At 41.8% G+C, this 24,672-nt stretch carries 26 protein-coding genes; all 26 read right to left on the bottom strand.

What is annotated here, in order from left to right:
• Positions 1–78: 78 nt before the first annotated feature.
• Positions 79–2,466 carry a hypothetical protein gene (locus ACPW7N_RS16175; RefSeq protein WP_425652133.1) on the bottom strand — a complete coding sequence of 796 codons (2,388 nt, stop codon included), beginning with the start codon at positions 2,464–2,466 and terminating at the stop codon, positions 79–81.
• 11 nt (positions 2,467–2,477) lie between these two features.
• Positions 2,478–2,885, bottom strand: coding sequence for a hypothetical protein (locus tag ACPW7N_RS16170; protein ID WP_425652132.1), 408 nt, complete (start codon positions 2,883–2,885; stop codon positions 2,478–2,480).
• 72 nt (positions 2,886–2,957) lie between these two features.
• Positions 2,958–3,383, bottom strand: a complete 426-nt coding sequence (locus ACPW7N_RS16165; RefSeq protein WP_425652131.1) for a hypothetical protein — start codon at positions 3,381–3,383, stop codon at positions 2,958–2,960.
• 19 nt (positions 3,384–3,402) lie between these two features.
• Positions 3,403–4,296, bottom strand: a complete 894-nt coding sequence (locus tag ACPW7N_RS16160) for a metal-dependent hydrolase (RefSeq protein ID WP_425652130.1) — start codon at positions 4,294–4,296, stop codon at positions 3,403–3,405.
• 21 nt (positions 4,297–4,317) lie between these two features.
• On the bottom strand, positions 4,318–5,349 hold the full coding sequence (locus ACPW7N_RS16155; RefSeq protein ID WP_425652129.1) for a hypothetical protein: 1,032 nt from the start codon (positions 5,347–5,349) through the stop codon (positions 4,318–4,320).
• Positions 5,350–5,373: 24 nt separating this feature from the next.
• Positions 5,374–6,480, bottom strand: a complete 1,107-nt coding sequence (locus ACPW7N_RS16150) for a hypothetical protein (RefSeq protein ID WP_425652128.1) — start codon at positions 6,478–6,480, stop codon at positions 5,374–5,376.
• A gap of 247 nt (positions 6,481–6,727) precedes the next feature.
• Positions 6,728–8,167, bottom strand: a complete 1,440-nt coding sequence (locus tag ACPW7N_RS16145; protein WP_425652127.1) for an FtsZ/tubulin family protein — start codon at positions 8,165–8,167, stop codon at positions 6,728–6,730.
• Positions 8,160–8,471 (bottom strand): hypothetical protein, encoded by a 312-nt coding sequence (locus tag ACPW7N_RS16140; RefSeq protein ID WP_425652126.1) that lies wholly within the window; start codon positions 8,469–8,471, stop codon positions 8,160–8,162. The genes ACPW7N_RS16145 and ACPW7N_RS16140 overlap by 8 nt, the downstream gene beginning before the upstream one ends.
• Positions 8,472–8,717: 246 nt before the next feature.
• Positions 8,718–9,320 (bottom strand): hypothetical protein, encoded by a 603-nt coding sequence (locus ACPW7N_RS16135; RefSeq protein ID WP_425652125.1) that lies wholly within the window; start codon positions 9,318–9,320, stop codon positions 8,718–8,720.
• Positions 9,320–9,742, bottom strand: a complete 423-nt coding sequence (locus tag ACPW7N_RS16130) for a hypothetical protein (RefSeq protein WP_425652124.1) — start codon at positions 9,740–9,742, stop codon at positions 9,320–9,322. The genes ACPW7N_RS16135 and ACPW7N_RS16130 overlap by 1 nt, the downstream gene beginning before the upstream one ends.
• Before the next feature lie 46 nt (positions 9,743–9,788).
• The gene (locus ACPW7N_RS16125) at positions 9,789–10,172 is read right to left on the bottom strand and encodes a type II toxin-antitoxin system death-on-curing family toxin (RefSeq protein ID WP_425652123.1); all 384 of its coding nucleotides are present in this window, start codon (positions 10,170–10,172) and stop codon (positions 9,789–9,791) included.
• Positions 10,173–10,438: 266 nt separating this feature from the next.
• Positions 10,439–15,496 carry a hypothetical protein gene (locus ACPW7N_RS16120; RefSeq protein WP_425652122.1) on the bottom strand — a complete coding sequence of 1,686 codons (5,058 nt, stop codon included), beginning with the start codon at positions 15,494–15,496 and terminating at the stop codon, positions 10,439–10,441.
• 15 nt (positions 15,497–15,511) lie between these two features.
• Positions 15,512–16,399, bottom strand: a complete 888-nt coding sequence (locus tag ACPW7N_RS16115; RefSeq protein WP_425652121.1) for an S-layer homology domain-containing protein — start codon at positions 16,397–16,399, stop codon at positions 15,512–15,514.
• Positions 16,400–16,526: 127 nt separating this feature from the next.
• Positions 16,527–16,685 (bottom strand): hypothetical protein, encoded by a 159-nt coding sequence (locus ACPW7N_RS16110; RefSeq protein ID WP_425652120.1) that lies wholly within the window; start codon positions 16,683–16,685, stop codon positions 16,527–16,529.
• Between the two features lie 16 nt (positions 16,686–16,701).
• A complete protein-coding gene (locus tag ACPW7N_RS16105) occupies positions 16,702–17,100 on the bottom strand; it encodes a thioredoxin family protein (RefSeq protein WP_425652119.1) in 399 nt (132 codons plus the stop codon).
• A 14-nt stretch (positions 17,101–17,114) separates the two neighbouring features.
• Positions 17,115–17,258 carry a hypothetical protein gene (locus ACPW7N_RS16100; RefSeq protein ID WP_425652118.1) on the bottom strand — a complete coding sequence of 48 codons (144 nt, stop codon included), beginning with the start codon at positions 17,256–17,258 and terminating at the stop codon, positions 17,115–17,117.
• A gap of 19 nt (positions 17,259–17,277) precedes the next feature.
• Entirely contained in the window at positions 17,278–17,694 is a 417-nt protein-coding gene (locus tag ACPW7N_RS16095) for a hypothetical protein (protein WP_425652117.1), read from the bottom strand.
• A 160-nt stretch (positions 17,695–17,854) separates the two neighbouring features.
• Positions 17,855–18,079, bottom strand: a complete 225-nt coding sequence (locus ACPW7N_RS16090) for a hypothetical protein (RefSeq protein WP_425652116.1) — start codon at positions 18,077–18,079, stop codon at positions 17,855–17,857.
• A gap of 222 nt (positions 18,080–18,301) precedes the next feature.
• Positions 18,302–19,144, bottom strand: coding sequence for a hypothetical protein (locus ACPW7N_RS16085; protein WP_425652115.1), 843 nt, complete (start codon positions 19,142–19,144; stop codon positions 18,302–18,304).
• A complete protein-coding gene (locus ACPW7N_RS16080) occupies positions 19,141–20,121 on the bottom strand; it encodes a hypothetical protein (protein ID WP_425652114.1) in 981 nt (326 codons plus the stop codon). The genes ACPW7N_RS16085 and ACPW7N_RS16080 overlap by 4 nt, the downstream gene beginning before the upstream one ends.
• A 3-nt stretch (positions 20,122–20,124) precedes the next feature.
• Positions 20,125–21,393: a P-loop NTPase family protein gene (locus ACPW7N_RS16075; protein ID WP_425652113.1), complete on the bottom strand. Its 1,269-nt coding sequence runs from the start codon at positions 21,391–21,393 to the stop codon at positions 20,125–20,127.
• A gap of 8 nt (positions 21,394–21,401) precedes the next feature.
• Complete coding sequence (locus ACPW7N_RS16070) at positions 21,402–22,496, bottom strand: P-loop NTPase family protein (protein WP_425652112.1); 1,095 nt, start codon at positions 22,494–22,496, stop codon at positions 21,402–21,404.
• Positions 22,493–23,326, bottom strand: coding sequence for a CpaB family protein (locus ACPW7N_RS16065; protein WP_425652111.1), 834 nt, complete (start codon positions 23,324–23,326; stop codon positions 22,493–22,495). Before ACPW7N_RS16065 ends, ACPW7N_RS16070 begins: the two co-directional genes overlap by 4 nt.
• A 12-nt stretch (positions 23,327–23,338) precedes the next feature.
• On the bottom strand, positions 23,339–23,479 hold the full coding sequence (locus ACPW7N_RS16060) for a hypothetical protein (RefSeq protein ID WP_425652110.1): 141 nt from the start codon (positions 23,477–23,479) through the stop codon (positions 23,339–23,341).
• 103 nt (positions 23,480–23,582) lie between these two features.
• Positions 23,583–23,777, bottom strand: coding sequence for a hypothetical protein (locus tag ACPW7N_RS16055; RefSeq protein ID WP_425652109.1), 195 nt, complete (start codon positions 23,775–23,777; stop codon positions 23,583–23,585).
• Between the two features lie 22 nt (positions 23,778–23,799).
• Entirely contained in the window at positions 23,800–24,666 is an 867-nt protein-coding gene (locus ACPW7N_RS16050; RefSeq protein WP_425652108.1) for a hypothetical protein, read from the bottom strand.
• Positions 24,667–24,672 lie beyond the last annotated feature (6 nt).

Here is a 24,672-nt window from a genome sequence, read left to right as displayed (position 1 = left end):
TTAGTAGATTCAAATTTGTGTTTTCAAAAAAAGAACCGAGGACTATATAAGCCCTCGGTAGGATTCAAGTATTCTGTTTTACTTTTCCTGTCCGTTCGTGTGCTGCCATATCATACGATTTTGATACTCTTCAAAAGATCCCATGTCCAGTCCAAGAACCGGAATAGAACCATACTCGACAGGCACCCCTTCCTGAATCACTTTCACAGAACCATTTTTTGTCGTCCAGTAAGGAATTCTTTGATCTCGATAGTTTTCATAGGCGTCCTTGAATGACTTCACTTGATCTTCACGAACATAAACCCGATTCTTGTCTTCATCTACTTTCATATCGTTAACCCAAGAATGTGAACCACTTGATTTTTGGAACTCATCCATCATCTTCGGCAAGAATTTTGATCCATCTGGCATGATCAGACAGAAATACGAATTCATCTGCTGTAGTTGCGGGTCAAGTTCTGTTTGCACAAATTCAACGAGGTCCTCCGGGACTAGTAAACGTTGATTTTCTTCATCCCACTTTAACCTTGTAACCCATGGGTCTGAATCTCTTTTCTTTTGTAGTTCATCGTAAACGCCCTTGGATTCAACTACTGGCAAATCAACGTGTCGATAAACCGGCATCGCTTCATTCAATTCCTTCACAAAGGACGAATACTGCTCATTCGACCCAAGGTTCCCCATCTCTTGTTTTTGTAGATCCAGATACATCCCATCTTTTTGGAGAACTTGCCTGAACTCATCTAACGAAATATTGTTCTCTTCTAGCATTTTCCCAATTTCACCTGAGTCTTTGTGAATTAATAAGGAGCCGCTTGAAGCATCGTAATGAAAAGAATCCAAATATTGATCCTTAAATACAGGGTCTTTTAGTAACTTTTGAAATGCCTTTCGGTCCTTTTCTTGAATCGTTATTTGCCCACCCAATGTAAAACCACGTTTTCTCAGCTCAGATGATACTTTTGATCGTTCTATATCAAAGAATATCGGTGCTCCATGCTCCAACTGTTGTGTATCCTTTTGGATGACTGATCCTGCTTCGTAAGCCCATTCCTCATTAGGTATATTGTGATACGTTACCCCACTTAACACTTCGCTCATTCCACCGGTTAATTTTGAAGCTACCTTTTCTTTTGTATATCTCGAAAGATTAGCTTCCTGAAGCTTCTTACCAAAATCACTGATTTTCTTACTCTTCTCAGCCCAGTCAATACTTTTGCGCTGCATTTCTTCTAGGCCCATACGTTTGGAAATTCCATTTGTCAGTTTGGAAGCACGTTCTCCAAAATCACCAACCTGTTTTATTACTTCTCCGCCCCCCAGTGTTATCGGCTCTTTAACTGCCGTAAATATTGGTTTTATCCAAAAGAAGTAAATAAAGATGAGTAACACGATCATGCTTAGAAACGAAAGCCAAGTAGGAGAAATCCCAATGACACTCGATAAACCGAGTCCTTTCCCGTATTCGGTTTGCCCCTTCACAAAAACAGCCCAATGAAAAGGAAGTAAAGCACCAACAATTAAGGTTCTCAAATACAGGTTCAACCACCCAATAACCATCTCAACTTTTCCGGTATATGCCATCCCCGTTATCCAGATTGCTACTAGCATGGCCAAGAGCATCGCCATTAACAACTTTAATACTGAAACTGCCCATAATGGAAAAACCACAAAGGTTGAAACACCTAACAGAGTAATAAGTCCTCCTTCTGTCTGGATGATCAATTCTCCTGGTGTCATACTCCGAATATCTGAATCATTAAATGCATCAGTACCGATAACCATCGCTTTGATAACTTCCTGCCCACTTAATGTCTGGTAGTCTACCTCTTCGGTACTAAGCATACTGGATAGAGTATATTGAACCCCCCAGTTTATTCCTACATTGATAAAATTAACTACGGTTAAACTGAGTATTAGACCAAGAAATGAAAGTCCAAATACTTTTAGTAACAAATCCATCTCCTTTTTTCCTTTTTGAATCTGATACACAAGAATCCCAATTCCAATCAGCAAAAGAACCAATCCGATGACAGAAATAATTGTCCATGTTGTATAAACAAAATCTATTTCCGATATCCTCGGTGTAAAAAGATAAATCTTTCCAAAAGCACCATAGAAGGGGGCCATAAAATCATCTACAAGAGATACCACAAATTTATCTACAGCTTCTTTGATTAGTTTTCCACTGATGAGATCCTGGATGTTTTGCCAAATCTCTTCTATCTTTTCCCATAATTCTTTCATCGTCTTGGCTAGTTGTTTGATTTGTTCTATGAGACCTGAGTCACCTCCGGTAGTGGGACCAGTTGGACCACCAGTACCACCTCCGCCTCCACCACCTCCACCACCTCCACCACCTCCGCCTCCACCACCGCCTCCTTCAGCAAATGAGATCATTGGAAGACATAGAATATACAGGAATATTCCAGCTTGGAATATCCGTCTTATGATATAGTTCAGCACGATTCTCCCCCCTAAAACACTGAAAATACACTGCCATAAAATCGCTCAATGATCACCATGAAGATGCCCCCTACTAAAAAAAAGATAAGCATGAATGACACGCCTACCCTGATCCAGTATTTCGAATCAAACAAAGTGACCTTTCCTCTTTGAGCATTAATAATTCGCATAACGATATTGATAATTAAGTAGACAAAGCTACCAACACAGGTGATGGTTGCGAGTGTCATGCCAATGGTGAAAATCCAATCGATGTCGTCCAAATCATCGGTCTTGAATCCATAAAATTTTTTCATATCTTCCAAATAGTCAGTAGTCACTTCCGGTCTATCATCGTCTGGATCTCGCCTAGCGAATGCTTTTAATGGGTAAAACAGTAGGTAGAAAATGGCTCCGCAGCTCCACCAAACATTTTTCAATGATTCCTCACCACCCTTAATAGTAAGAGGGGATCGCCTTTATGCGACCCCCCGTTTAATACCATTCTTCCCTTAGTTACCGCTTTTTTCTTCAACCTTGATGTTATGGGTCCAGTCATATATAGCTTCCAAGGTGGACATAAAAAAGCCACCTACCAATAAAAACACAATCAGCAAACCGCCGCCTTGGGTTAACCAAAATTGTTTGTCCCACAGAGTTGCTTTTCCTCGTTGTGAACTGATAATATGGCCTACGATTTTGAAAATGAAATAAACTATGACAAAAATAACCATGAGTGTCACGACAACCATGATCAGTCCGAATGCCCAATCAGCTTTGTCGAGAAGCTCCCAACGAAGCTTTAGGTATTTTTTTATTTTTGTAATTGGGTTGTCCTCTGCTGCCATTGCTATAGATGGTAGCAGAAAAAGAAATACTGGAAGCAATCCAGCTACTAGACGATAGCTTTTTAACTGATTAATCATTTTCTCAATCATTTAGATACACCTCTCCATTCTAAATACTCAAGATTTTGCAAACGCTTTGGTACATCTCCGTAGGCGTTATCTGAAGCATCATGATGCACAAAATCAAAGCAGTTGTGCTCCAACTTAACCGGATGATAAACTTTTCAGCTTTCCCCCCATTTTTGAATAAATGAAGGGCAACCTTTAACCACTTGAGCCAGGGCACAAATCGTGAAAAAATGGATTCAATTCCCTCCGATCCAAAAATATCTCCTATGAGATGTGCCCACCAACCAATGGCTAATCCCTGCCCGATTACTTGAATGTACCAGGGCTGTGACCATACAACGGACTCGATGCCAATCGTTAAGCATACGGCAAACTCTGGCGTATGGATGACCCCACGATGCCGCACAAGCGGTATGATAAAAAGAGCAACACCTACGAATGCCCAGAACCAGCTCAACTGATAAATGGCATAGGCATTAAGTAAAGCTGCACCAGCGCCGATCAAGATAAGATCACGTAGAATTGCCAGCACCCGTAGGAGAATGGCGGCGGCCAACCAGAGCGGATAGCTCTTTAGCAGCTCGTCAGGTATCGAACTCTGCAATGCTATTACCCCATTTTTCGTCCATTCCAGAGAAGGAATGACATGGGCATAGAGTAGAAAAAGCTTCAACACCAATAAAAAAACACCTATCCCAAGTGACATTGTAGATAGATGCTTCAGTGTTCTTCTTGTTTTTGCTGAAAACGGTGTGAATACTTTGCTTGCAGTGGATGTTTTATGATCGAGGTCCGGTGATAATGATCCAACGGCAACAAATGATAGAGCTACCATGCTCCCCACCCAATCTTGCCAGGTATGAGGGAGTCCCTGTGACCATAGATAAGCACTACCAAGGGCCACACCAAGCGCAATATGTCCATGCTTATTCAATTGAACTCCTCCTTTCTCTTTTTAGTAGCCTAGCCATCGAAAAGCTTTCTTTTTTGATGTATTCGGTTCAAGTATACTGGCTAGTTCTTCAAACAGCTTTTTTTGTTTTTGAGAACTCTTGCCTTTCCATGGAGCAACTTGTTCGGTATAAGCTTCCATCACCTCCTTTTGTGGCAACGTTATACCATAGTGAACTCCAGCGAATGGAAAATGAGTATTCACTTCCAAAGGGATTGAATGGTCGTATCCACGTGCGAGAACAAGATGTAACTGGCGCTGAAAGGGTCTTAGATACTCCAGTTTGTTTAGTGATACCTCTTGGGTAAACAACCATTCCATCAGGAGTAAATCACACTCAGCAGCCAGCAAAATTAACCCGGCCTGCTCGATCCAACCTTTGGTCCAAGGATCATCAAAGTGAGTTCCCACGTCAACGATCACATGCCGGTAAGACAAAGGATTAGGCGGAGAAAATACAATGTTGTTGTGATGCTCTCCTAGCCACATTTTTAAAAAAGGGTGTTCTAAATCCGGGTGTTCCAATAGGGCAACCGGACCCTTTTCTGCCAGAAGCATAGCCATGTTTACAGTCATCGATGTCGTACCTGCTCGTGAGTGTAAACCGGCACAAAGCACCACTTGGGTTCTTCTCTCTTCAACGATCCTTTCTTGACTTTGTATCATCAACTTTGGGAACCTGCTTTTGATTTTCTCTTGCCTGACATCTCTTGTCTCTATGCTGATTACGGCCTGCAAATCTTCCTTCCATGTGTCCTCACACCAAACGTCGTGTACTCCTTTCGCTGACCAATAACGAATCGTTTCGGTGCTCCATAACTTGTTTGGTAGTATGATATAACAAGGGATGGTAAGCCCTGTATCCTCGATGAGCTGCAAAACATCTTCAGCAAAATCTTGATTCGAAATGAGTAGACTAGGCTGACTTCGAAGGAGCATCCTTGTTGCAGCATCTACTGTTTCACAAATCGTAAGGGATATGCCATGTAGTTCAATTGGTTCCATTCGTGCAGCAATTAAAAGAACCGATTCCACGCTAAACACCTCCTTCTCTCGTTACTAGTACGGCCTTTCACCAACTTCACTTAAATCTTTATCCTTGTTCTCTTCTTCGCCAAAATCAAAGCCTTGATCAGGTCTGTGCTTCGACTTCAGATCAAGCCGTAATTCCTCTAGGAGTTTGTTAAGTTCTGGATCATCCTTCACTGATATCGACGTTTTTTGGTTGGTATCAACTTTTTCACGTTCTCGCTCACGTTCTCGTTCTCTTTGGCGGAGAATGGAAGCAGGTAACTTATCCTCAATAATCGGATAGGCTGCATTTACGATGTCTTGTCGCCGCTTTTGATCAGCAAGATTGTTTAAAAGTGCGCCTAACAAATACTGGTGAAATTCCTCTGGGGTTTTTGCCTTACATGCTTTTTGTATTGCCTGTTTTCCAAGCAAACGAGCATATTCAGCATGAGAGTAGCCTGGTTCATTTTTTACTAATTCATAAACCGATTGGATTTCATTCAGTCGGTCTGTTAGTGCTTTTCTTGTAACGACTAACTGGAGCATTTTTGGTAATGGTGACTCATCACTTACTAACTGACTTGATCTATTATTTTCTGTTGTAATCTCTGTTGAAATATTTGTAGTAATCTCTGGAGTAATCTTTGTAGTAATCTCTGTATTTGTCTTACTTTCTAACGTACCACCCTCTTCCGTTGGAATGTAGGAGAGTGGTACGTTTGGATGCAGGAGACTCCTACGTTCTAACGCACCACCCTCTTCCGTTGAAATGTAGGAGGGTGGTGCGTTTGAATGTAATAGGGTATGGAATTTTTCAAATGTTATCCTTTTTAGCAATTCTGGATTTAACCCTATATATAAAACATTGTTTAAGACTTTGCTTTTATCACGTATTGTTCGGAAGTCTCGATCAATGACCCCAATCTCCCTCTCCAAATAATCGAATGCTTCTTTCACCTGGCGTTTGCTAAATCCAAACTGTTCAGCAAAGCTATGGTAATCTCGTTGCAATTTATCTGCTTTGAATTTCTTCTTTAATTCGGTTACTTCTCCAGTAGACTCATTTCGAATGAGAGTGGGTCTGTACCAATAAACAATCTCAGAAAGTAAAACAATTGCCACCAGATTGGGTTTTCCATTTTCGTAGATCAAATTCTTTAACCACATGGGCGGAATGATATTTCCTTGAAGGTGTATCTGCCCCACCGCATCCACCATAAAATTCCCGGTGCTGATTGTCATAACATCCAACCTCGATTCGTGAATGGATAATCAATAGGATTCTAACAGAAACCTGTTCATATCAAGGTTTCTGGAACGTATTGATCAAACCAGCTATGCAAAATCGGCTCAATTAGATGCTGTTAGAATCGAACAACATCCAACAGCATCTATCTAATTAAGGCGGTGTATTCCGCAACCGCTCAAATCGATCACGCTGAAGTCCAAAAGCCTTTTTGTCGGATGATGGTTGATTGTTTTCTGATTGGTTCTCCTGTTCTTGAGGACTTGCCTTTCGGGAGAAAACGGATTCCACACTAGAATCTGTATGATCGGAGCCGAAGCGATTCGCTGCCTTGCTTTTGTAAGGGTTGAAGGCGTTTTGCACGCTGCTCTTGGCTACAGAAATATCAACCTCTTTCATTTGTTGCTGTTGTTTTGTCCGGTCTCTGTCCTTCAGTTCCTTCAACTCTTCAGCTAACTGGGCAAACCTCTCTGGCATCCCCAAGCCTGCAAACATGGTGTAGGCAACCGCATAGTTTTCTGTCCATATTGGATCACCATATTTTCCGCTCATGGAAGTAAGTGGCTGATAATTACCTAATACTTTTTTGATCGTTTTTTCAGTAGCAATATCTTTGAAAAAGGCTGAATGACCTGGACGAATGATAAAACCACCATACATCGTAGCGGTATTAAAATGATGTCCACATGAAAAGAATCCATTGTCAATGCTGGCTTTCATTTTCTTCTCAAGTACATCCGTCGAATACTCGGGGTCAATTCTTGCTTTTGCAAAGGTAATGAATTTACCTGACAACTGGACTAATTTCATTAAGTCCGATGGATCAAACGTAATATTATCGCTCCCGAAGTTTGCTGGAATAACGTTTGATTCATGGATAATACTTAGGGTTGCATGATTGCTTTCATCTTTCCATGACAGGGCTTTTTGTTGGAACCCACGCAGATTCTTCTTCCGTTCAAAAATCTCGCAAAGCCATCTGTTATCGGTAGTGATCGCAGATGCTAGTGGTTTACTTTCCGTTGGCTCAAAAACACTAACTTGTAAATCCATAAATTGACGTATCTCATCCATGAGCAGTAGTGCGTTTGCCATTTCGTCTTGATCGTCGAACGGTATGGAAAAAAGAAGTGTAACCGGTACGGGAAAGAAACCTTCTTTTATTAAGCTAAGCACCAGGGAGCCAAATCCTGTTCCAAATCCCCCGCCTGCTCCAAGGGTAATTAAAAGATGGTCGATGTCCTCAAATTTTTTACTCATAGCGTTTGCTAGTTTTTGACGCATCTCATTCGCTTGCTTGTTTACTTTCGGATCAAAATATTCAACCACAAGCGCTGGTGTACGAGCTGCACCTTTCAGACCGTCAAATGTAATCCGATCTTCCTCAGGAATGTTTTTTAAGTGCAACATATCCGGTTCAGCAAAATTAATAGCCAGTGATGGGTAACAAATGGTTCCATCTGAAAATTTGTAGCCTGCTAGAATATCCGCCTCTTTATTTCCCTTTTGTCCTGCTCCAATAACACCAAAGCGGATGGATAAATTATTGATTAGTCCATGCTCAACCATGTAATCAAGCTCTCTGCTACTCATGATCAATGAATCCCTCCTTTCCTGCGACATCGATTAGGTAATCTACGAATAATTGCCCTTCCATAGATAACTCGTAAAGCGTCTGCCGTTTAAGAGAAATGGATTGTATCTCTACGAAGCCTGCAAAATGCAGAGCTTCAATACAACCATTAACAACTGTTTTTGAAAATGGGCTTTTATCAATAATGGTTTGCTTGTTTATCTTGGGGTTTTCCCCAATGATGCATAGTATCTCTCTGTGATTGGCAGATAACTTACTTCGAAATAGTTCATAGTTTCGTTGATCGTAAAGCGCCTGTTTCAATCGATGATTCCTCCTTTCTTTTCGTTTTCATACCTTTCGTTTTCTTTGCCAGATACAAACCTACAGGCTTATAACCAGCATGAGAAAACGAAAAAGACGCCCCCGTTAGATCAGAAGCGCCCGTGATTTTTCGTATTCATTTGATCTTCTGTTCTGCCATTTCTTCCTTGATCACTTGGCGTTGCCAATTTATCTGTTGCTTCTCCTGTTCATTTAACCCTGTCCTACCATTCTCCTGATCAATTTTTATCTGCTTCCCTCATATATACTTTGAACACTGACGATTGGTATTTCACTTTCACCTGCATACGGATTTAATGGAGGTTCGTCTGCATATGCAACAGCAACCAATGATGGTCCCTGAATATACTTTGGTGGTAACATCAATGTTTTTCCTGATTTCGTAATGATCCGTAAAACCAATTCCCCGCCGGTACCTTTATCTATCCGACTAACCTCCTGCCATGATGTACCAGTGAAACGCATAATTATATCCCAAGAGCTTCGTGCTTCTTCAGCACTGATGAATAGTACCTGCATGGCAACCGGATTCATGGTTACACTCTTTTCACCAGAATTCACTATCGGGGAAGATGGTGAGGGTTGTGTTAACCCTCCATTTTGTTGCAAGCGTTCATAATATCGCTGCCTCGCTTCATCCAGACGGATCTCAACCAACCCTTCTGTCAGTCCGTCATCTACTGGTACGATGGAAGCATGAAATAAAGCCATATCAACTTGATCTTGTAACCAGGTTCGTTTAGCCATCGTGTTGGCCGTGTCTACATGATTCGTACCGATAATTGAAGTAAAGAGTAATAGAAAGAGAGAAAATAAGAAAACCGGCACTAAGTTCCCTCCTTGTAATGCGGTACTGGTTCCATCGTTCCGTACAGTTCCATGTTCAGATCAGGAACAACATCCAGCCATGCAATTAATCTCGGACGAGGGTAGTGAACAACTACTTTGAAGGTATCGTAGGCAGTTAGTTCCTCATCCGAGAAGCCATTTTCTCGTGTGATGATGATTGTTACTTTATCGCTATCAATGGGAAGAGCTTTTTTCAATATTTCATCTTGTAAAAAGCTAGATACAATCGATTGAATATTGGCTGGTTGAAGTGTTCCTTTTTTGGCTAAGTGCATGGTAAGGTTAGCTGCTACATGTCGGACGTTCTCTTGTTCCTGAATATACTTGTGAACTTGAGCAAAGCCGCTCGGAACAGCTACCAGCAACATAATGGAAATCAATGTGGCAATGACGTATTTCATTCTGACCTCCCCCCTTAAATGAAAAACCCCACTAATTTAAAGGATATTAGTGGGGTTTTGCGTGTCTTCTCAGCCAAAAAGCCAATTCTTCAATTGTCATTTGCTTGTTTGCAACTTTTTTACATGTAGTAAAGAGTTCCTCATCTGTAACGATAATCGAGTAACCATTCAGCTCTAGAAAGACTGCTGCACAGCCATACGCTGTTCTCTTGTTCCCATCCGCAAAGTACTGAGCTGTGGCAAAGCCATGCATGTACACGGCTGCTTTAACAAATAAGCCGGGATATAATTGTTGTCCGGCAAACTCCTGAAAAGGTTTGTCTGCCATGAACTCAATTAATCCCGGCTCATGTTCACCTGATAATCCCCCATACCGTTCTAACATAACTTCATGAATGTCACGAATATCTTGTGGAGATAATGAAATCAATTTTTTGCCAACTTCCTAAGTGCCTCATCATTTCTATCGCAAACTTTTTTCGTCAGATCCCGGATGCTTTTGTTCGCTCCATTCTGGTTCGGCTGCTTTGAGTTTTGTTTGTTCAAGGCCATCTTTGATCCCTTCTTTCCTGCTTACTTTCTGGTACAACATTCGGTGGAAGTTATCATTTATTACTCTTATCGTATCCTATTACTACAAGAAAAGCCATGTTGCATTTAACCTCCCTCCTGTTCTTTAACAAGAGGGAGTACCTATTACTTCCGTTGGGTGAAGTTAAGCACCCGACTTAATGCATTATCAATGATCTCAATTTCAGAGCGGTAATCTTGTAATTGGCTGCCTGATCCATTATTTTTGTCAAATAGTTGGAACCCTTTTGACACGCCGAAGTTAAACTGAACAATGCCCTGTACACTATAGTTTTCACCCGGTTGAAGCCCGTACCAGATATCTCCCATGGTGATCGGACCTTTCTTGTCATGACGCCCTACGCCATTGTCTACTCCTTTCTCCCTGTTTCGGAAGAGGTACTTCCCTGGTCGATTTGGATCGGGTACATCACGTTTTGGCCCAGCCCATAGAGTCTGACCCTCCTGTACCAACGTTAGGCTAACCTGATGCCAGTAGGGGCGTTCCTTCACCCTTGCACGCTTCATCCAGTTGGCAACCCCACCCAATTCTCTCATCCAACTTGTCGTTGATTGAATGACTGGATATTTGCCGCTAACAGGATGTTTATGTCTTGGCTCCAGAATGACGTGTGTTAGGATCGTTTCACCTGCATACCAGGACTTGATTGTACTGGACTTGTACTCGTCTTTTGCGTGGATTTTCTGCCATTCTGGGGTGTGAAGCAAGACAAGCTTGGCATTCGGTTCAAACACTTCAAACTTTCGGTCATCTGCCTTTTGGACGGTAATCGTGTAATCAAAGCTAATTTCATCTGTCTCGGTTTTGGGATCGAAGTATTCAACTTCACAAAGTATATCCTCACCAGTATCTGGATCAGTACCACAAGGTTCCTCTTCTATTCGCTTTACTTCATAGTAGATGTTGAAACTTGCCTTTGTTTTCATGATAATACTGAATCCATCCAGTGTTGCTACATAATCAGTTCCGTTAAGTACATCTCTCCATGTGGTCTCAGTCGGAACCGTTGTACCTGTATAGATATGCTCGGCATGTTGAGCTGAACTAGATACTGTGAAGTTCTGTGGAAGCCCTGGACCACTTACCTTCAATGTAATGGATGCTGGCTGATAGGTTGCAAAGGCTTTGGCAGAAGCTATACTTTCAGGGGTAGGTGTTACCTTTACATTTTCAAATTCACCATATAGCCCCTCGATCTGATCTACCCTCTCCGTGATTTTCTGATTGATCTCGTTGGTTATGGTTACGTAGAGTTGGTCAATTTTTTGATAAGGCAGTTCCACACGGACACGAACTGGTTCACGTTCCCAAACTCCATCTGCATTCAATGCAAGTTCACGATTGTCACTATCAAATAGCCGTATGATAGACTTACCAGCATCATGGTTGCCGCCTCCACCTCCAGATGGAATCTCAGGTTCTTCTGGAATAGTAGTGGTCCCAATCTTTAGCGTTACTGTGAATTGGCATCCAACAGCTTGAGGTAAAGCTGTATCATTAACTACAGCCTTAACAGTGTAAGTTCCTTGATTCAAATTACTAACTGAGTACCCTTCATCTGGAACTTGGGATTCATTCGGTTTTGGACCTGTGTAGGTTGCCTTCACTAAAAAATGAAAGTCGGTTGCTGAATCAGACAAAACCACTCCGAAATTATCCAGTTTTGCTGCATTGATTGAATGGGTACTACCACTTGGCACATTCAGTGTTACATCACCTTTTTTGGAGTCATATATGTGCATAAACACTATGCTACAATCTTGAGTTGCACCAAGAACAATCGTTTGACCCCAACAGTTGGTAGCAGTAGGTGTACTGGCTGTAAACTCCAGAGTGGAGGTGGAGCTAATCATTACAGTAAATGTTTTGCCTGAACCTTTCGAAGCCCCATTTAGTTTTAGTGTTCCTGTTTCTGCAAATGTTAGCTTTATTTGAGTAACACCACTTGGCATCGTGTAAGTTCCACCACTTGGTAAGCTAACTGTGTTCGTGCCAACTACAGCCGATACAATTGCTGGTGATGTCGCAATATCACAACCTTGCGGATCAGGGCCTCCACCGCCACTTGCAGGTTTCACTGTGATCTTCCAGCAGTTCGTATTTGTTGGTGTGTTAGGCTTGAACTCAAGGGTAGCAGTTGAGGAAATGGTTATCGTAAATGTAGTATTTCTTCCTTTCGAACTACCATTTACAAGCAATTCACCTTGTTCAGAAAAAGTGACTTTTAAGCTGGTGATTCCACTTGGCATTGTGAATGTTCCATTGCTTCTCACAGTTGTTGTGGTTGTTCCAGCATTCAACGTTGCCTGCATAGGTGATGTAGTAATATCACAAGAAGTTGGTGTGTTTCCTGCATCCAAATAGATGATGATATATCCTTCACATTCTTCTGCAATGTCTTCTCCAGAATACCAGGACAACTTATACTCTCCTGAGATATAGTTGCCCTCTTCATCTTTTGGAAACCTAACATCATGGCTATTGTAATCATGATTAGTTCCCCATAACCAGTCTCCGTTGGGAAGCCTGCGAATCCATTCACCATTCTGCTTGAGATATAAGTTTGCTTGAGCCTTCATTCCAGGGTGAAACTCGATACCCTTGAAATTATAAGGGAGGGTGATAAAATCCTCTGGTGACAGGTTAATTGCTGTTCCCCTTTGTACTGTTTTTGTTCCATTGATGGTTACATACTCAGGTATTTCACAAGAATCTTGTGATCTAGCAGTAAACCCTACACTGAACGTACAATTAGCTGGAGAACTGGAAACAAAATATAGTTTTACATACTCATCCGGTTCAAGACTTGCTGGTAAAATTACATCAATTGGTAAATTTGCTGATCTTTGTTCGGCTATTAACTTGTTATTTTTCGGATCACCATAGTACCATTTACCAGGGTAGGTAGCAGCAACATTCATGTGGGTATCGTATCTGCCATCTGGAAGTTCGGTGAAACTGTTGAAAAATATATCATTTTGGTAATCAAGGTTACCACCCGAATCATAGTAATTAAGCTCAATGTCTGTTATTTCAGATGGAGGTTCACCTGTTACCATCACTTTAAGACTTTTCTGTTGGTCTATCGAACAACTTTCGTTTACCTCGATTACAACATCCATTTTGCACCTAACTGCATCACCATTGACTTCTTCGTCAACAAAGACGGTGTATTTCTCCCCGCCTTTATTCAACAAAAGCTGACTTTCAGGTGGAGCCGAAGGGTTGGGTAATGTTAGTTCATTCGTCCTGTAAGGAATTAAACCTCCCCTGTCATTGTCATTTTCTGTCATAGTGAGAATTATCTCCGACAGATCAGGCTTAATGGCTTTCCAGATTACTTCAGCAGGTTTTGTTTTGCGTTTCCCGTCATCTGGATCAATAAAGGTATAGAACGCTTTGAAGTTTAACTGTTCTCCAATGGCAACTTTGATTAACTTTGGGACATCATCATAAATCTCAGAGATACCCCTGGAGTACTCAATATAGCATTTATACTCGGTCTCCCCCTCTTTCGATCCATTTAAGACCCAACAATTACTCCCATTCTCAAAAGTAAGGGTAAATGTTTTGGGAATATTGTTCTCTATTTCCACATAATTCACATTGGAACCAATTATCGTTCCATTTAATCTCCAAGTGCCTTTTTTCCCAGCAGGGTGGCTTACATGCAGATACCAGGTGTCTTTCTTAAACGTATAGCTACCACTTCCCATTAATCTTTCTATATCGCCACTATCTGCCATAGCACTTACAAGCATCTGCAAACCTGGAGTCGGGTGCTCAATATCACATGATTCGGAAATGGAACCTAGACTGATTGGTTTGGCCCCCCTGTTGTCTGTCCAATCTGTCTCATCGGGCGGCGTTGACTTGTCATAGTTGATGTTGGCCGCAAAATAGAGTGTGGTTGCTGAGCTACTCAGTCCGCTAACCGAAACACTATAACGCCTGCGCTCACCTCCAGCGAGATTTGTTGCTTTTCCACTAGATAAAGCCGGTGTTGAAGTAAGTGTTGCAGTCACAGCCGATGCACTTGGATCAGAACTAGTGGCAAATTTAAAAGCCAACAACGGGTTGTACGTCGTTTGGCTTTGGTTGACTACATCAAATTCAACTTTTCTCAATTCGCTCCAATTGGTAACGTTGGCTGGATAGAAGGTGATACTGCTTTCATCGACTAGCAAATTCGCTTGTACCGGGGCTGGATCAACGGTAAATGTGTATTCATACGCCACAGTACTTTTCACATCTGACGAGTTTTGAGCTGCTCGACCGTGTAAATCCCTGATATACAAATAGACTTTGTACGTTCCAGGAGTCGTTGGTACAAATTTCATTTGTTGATCAGTTGCTCCTGAGCCGTTCCACGTGTAATTTACACCTGCTTGGGGAGATGGTCGAATTTCCCTGCCGGTAATAAGCGATTGGTAGCCACTATTCGTTGTCACGTTGAAAACTGCAAGATTCTCAATGAGTATACCCTGATCGTAGTAGCTGTGGTCGGTAGCAGAAGCCAAGATATTAACCGTTTGGTTGACCTTATATGTTGGATTTTCTGTTTTAACAGAAGCGATCGGTCTTGGGGTCGTATAGAATTGTCCAACCGATTTCCAATAGTCATCAGGGTCAGAAGATTTTTGCACAAGGTTATCCCCATCTATTTTCCCGTGACCGCCTGATGCAACAGCAAGTTCAGCAAGGTTATAGGCTTGGTATGAACTAATAAATCCTTTGTCATCCTTTACCTCTGCTCGATACACATTTGAGCGACTGCTGTTTAACACATAATCAGGATTTCCATTAAGTTGAGTTACCCATTGTCTTGCTTCTGTTTCGTCAACATAGTACCAGCCTCTATCCGCTTGGGCATTGGAATCAACAAAGCCAAGTGCATTCCCAGCATTCGCACCATCTACCTTAATATCTGCCATAATTGCACCCAATTTAACTCCATCAAGTGCCGATATGTTTAGCTCTGTAAATGGCTTGACTAGCACCTTGGCTTTGTTGATTTTTGCTAAAGTAATTCCATGATCACTAGCAGCTATTGAAGCAGAAGCAAATTGAGAGGGGGCAAGATACCCAAGTATCCCACCCCCTGTAACAATTAAGGCTAGTATGGTCTTAGTGGCTTGTCTAACAAATCTTTTTAGCTTCATTTTGCCACCCCATTGCTATTTTCTTTTTCGAACATCAATTCGCTCAATTTTTGGTAATTCATACAAGTATGAAGCATACGATCTTGATTTATCACCTATTGCTGAAAAGCCTATTTTTTTGTAACTTGATAATTTGATTGAGTATGTCTTTCCATATGGAGCTTGTTCAAGTTTATTGTCTTGTGTGAGAAGTTGAACCCCAAGCATTAGATTTCCTTCAACATATTCTTTTGGAACCTTCATTGTCAGAACACCATTCTTAATGCTCAGACTCTTATGAAATTCCAAAGCATACTTTTCAGCAGTAGCAATTCCTATTTTATCCGTATGGATCGCCTTTAGAATGGCTGCTGTATCTGCACGAGTAAATAGGACTGTCTCGTTGTATTTGGGACCAGGGAGAAATGGCTTCATCCAACCAGTGTTAACTAACATACCAACATTGGTGTAGCCATCAAGCTTCTTGCCCCACATTGACGTGTAGATATTCAATGTAATGATAGCAACTTCACCTTTTTGCAGAAGCTTGTTGCTATCAATGGTAACACCATTGAGTATTCCAGCTTTTTTTGCCTTCTCGTAAGCATCTTTTGCCCAGTGACCAACCGGAATCTCAGGAACAGGTGCTTTATCCTTCAATCCCATCATGGCAGAAAGTCCAGCGATCAGTTGACTTTGTGATATTGTAGTATCTGGCCGAAAAGTTCCATCTGCATTCAGATACATGAATTTATTGTCCAGCGCCCATTGGATGTTAGCCTTTTCTGGATGGTTCTCATAGTCCTTTTTTACAGGTGCAGCAGTAGCCGTATTCGAAATCGCCAAACTTGTTACAGTGCCGCCAAATGCAAGTGTGGCTGCCAAAATCACTTTACTTGTCAGAGTGAAAAACTTTCGTTTCATCCGCTAACCCTCCTTTATCGGTTGGTACTTAACTCTTTTATGCTTCGCCCATTTATAGCAGATCTGGTAAGTTCGAGCGCACTTTCTATTTAACTAAGTAGTTCTTCTTTATTTTACCATTTCCTCCCTATAAATAGGCATCCACTTGACCAACTACCATACAATTGTCACAAGCAAAGTAACCATTAGGCAGTGGTTCCATAAACTCTATAGAGCAACTTGGACAAAAACGAATCAACCGACTTTCGGTTTCATAACCCGCAATTACACTTTCTGTCGTTTGCATCAAATTTCTCCTTTCACTACTTTTCTAATTCACGGGAATTTTGTGTTTTTTGTAAGAAGCTTCTTAGTTTTTCCACCCCAACGTTACCTTCCATTTTGTCAATCACTTTCCCCTGTTGTTCAATAAATAGAGTTGGAGTTACCATAGCTCCCAAAGCTTTCGCTCGCTCCATATTTTCAGCATTCTCCAAGATGTTGATTTTCTCTACCTTCAGATCAGGAAATTCCTTGATCACTTTTGAAAAGGTCGGTTCAAATTTCTGGCAGTAACCACAACTGGAGCTGTACACATAGATCAATTTGACAGATTGATTATCAGCATTTACTTTTGAGACAAACACGGCCAACAAACTTGCCAGAAGCAATAAGAGGATTCCTGCTGCCAACCATTTATTACGCTTGATTATAGTTACCATTATGAACTCACCTTTCATGCAACATATTCGATCAAATTTCGAAAGAACTCAATTGTAGTAGGCAATACACCGTCTGTACCAAACAGTAAATACCCTCCACACGCTATCAGGAAGAGAATTCCCAGTAACCATGTGATGGGGCTAGATAAAAACTCCATGTTATTTGCCTCCATTGGACTAGGGGATATACTCACTGATCATTGTCCCTGTAAATTTAAATGTTGTTTTTTCTCCATGGAGAAAAACAATTGCTCGTACCCACGGTGTTGGTTCAACCTGTATGGTCAAGGTCACCTGATTTTGAGAACTTGTGAATTCACCATGCTGTGGGCGAATCGCCCTTGAACTGCTCGTTACATGAGAAGCAACAAAAAAAGGAGTACCTTGCGAATACCCCCGCTTCTGTAACACCTGCGTATAATGATTTTTTACGGAAGGACTCAAATATCCCTCTGCGGACATTTCCCGTAATACTTGCTCCCAAATGCCTCGCACTTCTGCCTTTTCTTGTTGCATTTCTGAGAAACCGACGATACCCACAATAACAGGTACAAAATACAAGAGGATCAGCATAAACGATAGAATTCCTTTCATGACTCAATCCCCCTTACTGATAAGAAGCTTTCACAATGGAATCTTTACGCTGCTGATGACTTTCCTTCATCTGTTGGAACTCCGTTGATAGCCATATTGCTCCTGCAACTGTTAGAACAAGTAGGGATAAGATAAGTGTGGCAATTACCCCTGTCTTCATCTATTTGAACGTATCAGCCTGGGATGGGGTTTCGCTACCCGTAATCGCAGGAATTGTGACTGTACCATTAGCAGGGTTATTTTTCAAACCGGATGTTTGATTAGCCTGATCATTAGTCTGTTGTTGGACAGAAGGTCCAAAACCCAAGTAAACTACCGAGCCAATCAAAGCTAAACCAAGTATTCCTAACAGAAGTCCACCTATTATTTTGTTAACAATCTCCATTTTCAATCCTCCAACTCACAACTTATTTTTGGGGTACTAGTTCCTTCATCTGCTTTCCTACTTCTTGCGTAAGTCCAGAAGGTTGTTGGTTCGGTTGAACAGGATCAGCACCTATTCCCTTCCATAAAACCACTAACACAACTGAGACCAAAACAATGCCGATAAGGATTTCCAGTAGAAAGCTAACGATTTTGTTGATTGTTTCAATAGTTTATCCCTCCTTCAGCTCCATCCCATCATCTTTTTGATTACCAACCACATCGATGTAATCATGATGACAGCAAAAACACCTACTCCAACTCTTGGAGAAAGCAAGGCAAAAAATTCAATCCTTGCCAATTCTCTTCTCCATCTGGCAGCTCTTCTTGCACGAAGATTATCAACGGAGTATATTAGACTCTTCTGTGAAATCTCAGGTAATGAATATAACGCCTCATGCAGTGCATTACGTAGCATCAATTTTTCTTCAGGAAACGCTACCCATTCTTCCATCTTCTGAAGAGCACCTGAAATATCTTTTCGAAAGTACACCTCTTCGACTAACGCTTGATGCAAAATTCTTGTTCCGACCAAAGAACGTCTGATTTTCTCAAAATCAGAAATTTGATGATATTGCACAAAGTCGGCTAAACGGGAGAAACAATGGATGAAGTCTCCCTGTAGGATGCGTTTTCGTTGATCACTGCGATATTGAACATAATAGAAAGACAACCATAATGATCCGAACGGAAGGATCAGAGTAACCACAAATACTCCTTTACTCTGAAGCAACACACCACAAACAGCGAGAAAAGACTCAACCGTAAAAAGCAATAGTAGAAAAAAAAGCAGGTATTCTCCCAGTGATAATGTCAATCCTGCCCGTTTTAATTGCTGTCGGATACCCTCCCAATTTGCAGTTGACACCCACTTTTTACTTCTTTCTCTTAGCCGCAAGATCCGGTACGAGTCAGGTTTATCTCTAATCCGTAACGTTCCTTCTCGCAGCGTAAATAAGCTCCATATCAACCAAAACAATCCAGAAGTAAACAATACAAGCCATATCTGTTCAATAATGAGGTTCATATATTACCTCCTTTCATTCTGAAATAGGAGTAGATAATCATTACGATCCAGGTGACAAATGCAAAAGCCAGCAAGCTGTGCCCTTCGTCCGTCTGTAGAAAAAATTGCTTCATCATCGGCAGAAAGGATGCCAGGAATACAATTCCTAGAAAAGTAAGTCCGATAACGATGAAGTTCGAATAAAAGGCGCCAATTGTGATAATCTCTCGCTCTTCTTCCTCATCCCGAGAAGTATGCATTTCGAGCTGAAGCTGCGTAAGCGATCGGGTAATGTTATCGGCTTCTCCTTCCAGACCGGAAATCAGATAATTGACAAACGTATGGCCCCACTCAGAATTAAGGATCTGAGCAAATTCTCTCAATCCCTCCTTCTGGGATGACCCATTATGAAGTCGCCTTAACAGCCAGGACAAGACAGGAGTCATTTCCTTCGGACAATCCGGTTCTGAGTAGTGAAAAGCGGTAATGATGTTTTCTTTCGTTCTGACATAACTGTTTTTATACACGTCGACAAAGGGAAGCAACCCCTTTCTTTTTGCTCGATGAGCAACGCTCATGAACTTTGCCTTTAAAAGTAGTTGCGGGAGCACTCCACCTAGACCAGTGAATAAGACAGTTAACAGGAACTGATTCGTATACCATTCCACAACGATTCCAAACACGCTTGCAAGGAATACCGATTGAAGAAATAATCCTGTCAATGATAGGGGCCGTTCCAATCCAATTTCACTCCACATTTGCCACTTCGTTAATGTATTCTTGATCAATTGTTGGCTTTTTTTCGTTTGATAAGCCGATCCTCTCTGAAAAAACCAGCTAAGAAGCCTGGTATCAATGCTTTTTCTTAATACGTGATATTCATTTGGCTTTTTTAATTGAGTTTTTGAAATTGTAATAAGGCCCAAGCTGTACCAAAGAGCGTACAAACCGATTCCAGCAAATAAAAAGAGTGTGATTTCCATGATCATTTGATCCACGGATTACCACACTCCCAACTGCTGCAAAGCATCGATATTCACATCTGGTTCACTCTCAAACAGCCCTCTTTTTTCCGCTGGGATCTTCTCACCCGTCCATACATAATTGCCGTTTTTATCACGGTATACCAAGTGTTTGGCATCCAGTTGATTCTTGTCATTTAGATAGGGGCAGAAAACACTGGACACATACCGTTTTCCTGAATGGTAGTCCTTCTCAAGCATGATGAATAAATCCAATCCACCGGCTATATCTTGTCTGATCCCCTCTCTATCGCTTTTGCGATACTGATAGACCAATGATTCAAACGTCCTCATAGCATCCTTGGGGGAAACAACTTTCAAATGCAGCGAGGTGAATGTAAAACCTGGCGCTCTCAAAGCAGATTCAGTGACATAGTGTGCTTCGAATGGATAGCGCATCTCTCCCACTGCCAATGATCGGGTTGAATTACGGAAGCTGTGACCATACATGACTTCAAATGGCTCTTCTTCCACGTAACACTTTTCAACCACAACCTTGCCCCAAATCTCTCCAATTCCAAGCTCTGGAACCTGTTCAATAACTGTGAGCGTATTCGTTTGCGGATCTTTCTCCAGAATCAATGATCGAAGGAGTGTTGTTTTCCCTGTATCCATCCCTCCGGCTATGGCGATACTAGCCCTGCTCCGCCCGATTTCTCGTAACAGATTCCGGATCTTCTGATCCATTTCCATCGTCTCAAGGGTTAAATATCCCTTATCAGGAATACGGACGATAATCGTTCGGATACTTCTTGGAGGGCAATACATTTGGATTCGTAATCGGTTCTGCTTGATTTCACCAGACAAGGCAGAACGTTTGGCATGAAGTGTCCCGCCTGTAAGATGAGCAACCTCGTTTTGCAAAACCTCTACCTCTTCAGAAGTTGGGATATAGGGATAGGTTTTTAGGATTCCGTGTTCCGTGTACTCAACAGGCCTGTTTTCAAAAATCCAAACGTTCTCAATAAATGGACTTTGAAATAATACAGCATCCAAGACCATCTGCCCGAACGTTCGATAGATCAGTGATAAATAGATCGGTACATTGGGATACAAAGATGCAGAAGGTGTCCAGCGATTATAAACAAAATGGCTCTCAAGCTGGCGGGCCAATATTTCTTTTGCCTGCTGATTGCCTTGTGCTGCCGCATGAAGTTGTTGCTTGATATTCTCCTGAATCTCCGGGTGAATCTCATTCATACTGGTAAAATATTCTTTTGTCTTTCTTATGAAAAACTCCATATCCATTTACTCGATCACCTCCTGAATAACCGCTGCAAGATAGCACCTGGTTGTCTTCTACTTTGCGTAAAGGTCCAGTCCAATTTTTCCAAGGCTTTTCGCATCTTTTTTGACAAGGGAATCTGACCTTTATCAATCTTTAAAGGGAGTAGAGGATATTCATACGGAATGACACCCATCACTTGATTTTGTCCAAGAAACTGTTTTACTTCTTGAATGGAAGTATACCGATCATCGAAATGAGTTAGCAACAATCTTGATTTATCGGCAAAAGCTGGCTGGATTATCCGCAACATTCCACCAAGTGAAAGACTGTCCGGTCGAACTACATAGATGATTTGATCTGCCTCTTCCTGAATCCTTGCTGCATGGAACGGGCGGCCAATATCAATCCAGACTTCATCGTATTGCTTGCGAACCATCCGGAAAAAGGTAGCAACCTCTTGATTGCCCCATGCTTCAACTGCTGAGATAACCGAGACATTTTTGGCTGATGGATGTTGAACGGTAAACGGCATAAATTCATCATTCCCACGGACCAAATAAGATCGCATATGGGATAGCTGAGCTGCTTGTGCTCGGAGAGTTACACTCAAATCTCGTTTATCTTCGTTCATATCAACCAGAAGAATTTTTTTGTCCGGGTTTTGCTCGGCATACCAAGGGGCAGCAAGAAGAAACAAACTGGTAATCCCCGTTCCACCACTTCCCAGAAACACACGGATTTTACAATCAACTTCTTCATCTCTAGCCTTGGTGTCTGACCCCTCCAATAAAAACGTGAGAAATTTTTGAATTTCCTCTTCTGTTAGTAACGGCTCAAGAACGACAAGCTGTGGATAGGATTGCTGAAGAAGCTGAAACAGTACATGTTCCTGGGTTGAAGCTGCTCGAATCACGATATACTCACTCTTCACAAGTGGAAGCCATTCCCACGGTTGTTTTTCGATAAGTGAAGGCAGTATCAAGCAGAGATCAGGTTTATACTCGTCTACTTTTTCGAAGAAAGTATCGGAGGTAGTCGCCAATATCGGTAAGAATGTCTTGGGCAGCATCGAGAATGTTTTGTCCTGTTCATCATGAAGCACAACAATTTTACGATTCTTCATGGTCTGCCCCCTTTCACCTTACCATCTGCAATCGAGGAAACCACTTTCCCTTGCAAACTCACACCAATTTGCCAATCTCCAAACTGTCTCGCTTCCTGAAGCACTTTATGTTGTTCTGGCGTAAGGTTTAACAGGATTTTGGCTGGTGTCATGGTCGGCTTTCCTCGAAAGGTTGCCGCCAATCGATCTCTTGTGTCTGAGCCTTCGACGACCTGCTGAACTGTATCTCCAACAGCCGTTGACAGTTTGGGTGGTAAAAGTGAAAAGACTTCTGCCCCTTCCCCATCCTTGATTCCTGCCGCAGTTGAGATAAAGAGAAGATCGGCTGCTTGATTCGTCTTCTTGAATAAAGTTGGAACTTTGGGGAGTTCTCCTTCCTGCCGATCTACCTCCGGCGTGTACTTTACCCATATACCAACAGTATCACCCGTTCGAATCGCCGTAAGTGTACCAAAATCGCTTAGATTGAACTCATACTGAAGTTCTTTCTTGTTCGGATCTGGAAGAAGTTTATCTTCCGTGAGCTGCCAATCTAGTACAGGATTCAACTCGCCTACCTTTTGGAAAGTTCGCTTCCCTACTACCTTGGATGGTTCTGTAAATACACCGGGAATAGGATGGTCTTTAGACATCGGTAAATAGGTAAGATCAGATGCAAGAATAGGCGTGTATGGTTCGATGAGATGCCCTTCCTTAACTGCTACAACTTTGATATATTTCTGTTCCACAATCCGCTTTTCCATGACCTTGTATCCGAGATACCCACCACCTGACGCTACAACCAAAGCAAGGAAAGCGTTAAGTATTTGTTTTCTACGGTTAATGCTCACGCATGTTCCCCCTTACCTGCACTGCAAATGCCTAGATTTTTCAATACGTTGGTTAAACCGTGCTACTCGTGGATGAATGGGATGTATTACTGATTCTGCTGATTTCTTTTTCCTTGTTGAACGTGGTTTCTTTTGTTTGACTTCTTCTTGCATAGATTCCCCTCCCTTTATATTAATTAGAGTTCTGTCACTCCAGAGGAAGCAGCAAGTCATCTTGCCGATTCCTAGCAATGGCAAAACAAAAACGCCACTAGTTTCACTCCTTTGGAGAGAAGCTTTCAGGATAGTCTCTCATTAGGGATTCAATTCTTATCTCACCAGTTGGAACATGCAGTTGATTATCTACCTCTATTAACCGAACATAATATTCGCTCTCATGCACATCGACAACTACTAAACCAGTGACGAGTCTTCCCTCAAAAATAAACTGAACATCGGGAATTTCAATCAATTGAGTCACCTCCATTAGCGTTCTATCGTTTCACTCTGACGATATGACCTTCACGAATAAAAAGCGCCTCTGACCTTGCAGAATGAACACTGATAGGTTGTCCTCTTTCAAAACACCATTCATACCGACCAGCGATCCAACCATCCCCGAATTTGACTTCAATATAAGAACCAGCGTGGATTGGTTTATCTTCAACATAATGGCGCAATCCTCCGGTTTCTGATGCAAGCCATATTTCACCTTCGATCATGTCAGTACGTTTGGCAACTGGCGCCATCGGGTCCTTTTCCGACGTCCACCGATGTACATGCTTCTCTTCTTTACCAGGCATCGGTTCAACCCAGTCGCACTCATAGGAAGTTCCTACGTAACTTTCAAATAATTCCGTGTGAAACAGCATCCGAAGTTGACCGAACTGGGGATAGTAATACCAATCCCGATTGGGAAGTCGATCAATGAGCGAGTACCATGCTGCAATGAAAAATTCATCGTTTGTCTTCAGTACATATTCAGGCACTCCTTGCAGCACTTCATAGCGGCGTTTGCCTAGGACTTGCTCGGTATTATCCTCACGATATCGATAACCTGAATCAAGGCAGAACAAGGAGAAATGAAACACAGTTAAGTTAATTTTCTCATCGGAATATAGATCTATCAGCCATTTCAATCGTTTGCGCCGTTCGGATACTGTGCGTGTATAGAGGTAAATGCTGTTTTCCTTCTGCAAGTTGTCAAATATTTGGCGAGGATAGACATAGCAAGGTCTTCCCTCGAAAGAATATTTTCTTTGAATCATCGGAATCGTAAAATCCGCTTGCAGATTCTGTAATTTGTCGTTTAAAGACTCTAGCGACAATTTATTTTCTGTTGTTTGAGTTGCTAGTGGCATCAATAG

This window comes from Brevibacillus nigriterrae (assembly GCF_049846925.1).
Lineage (GTDB): Bacteria > Bacillota > Bacilli > Brevibacillales > Brevibacillaceae > Brevibacillus_H.
Note: the sequence above shows the minus strand (reverse complement) of the source record. Positions and strands in the feature narration are given on the sequence as shown.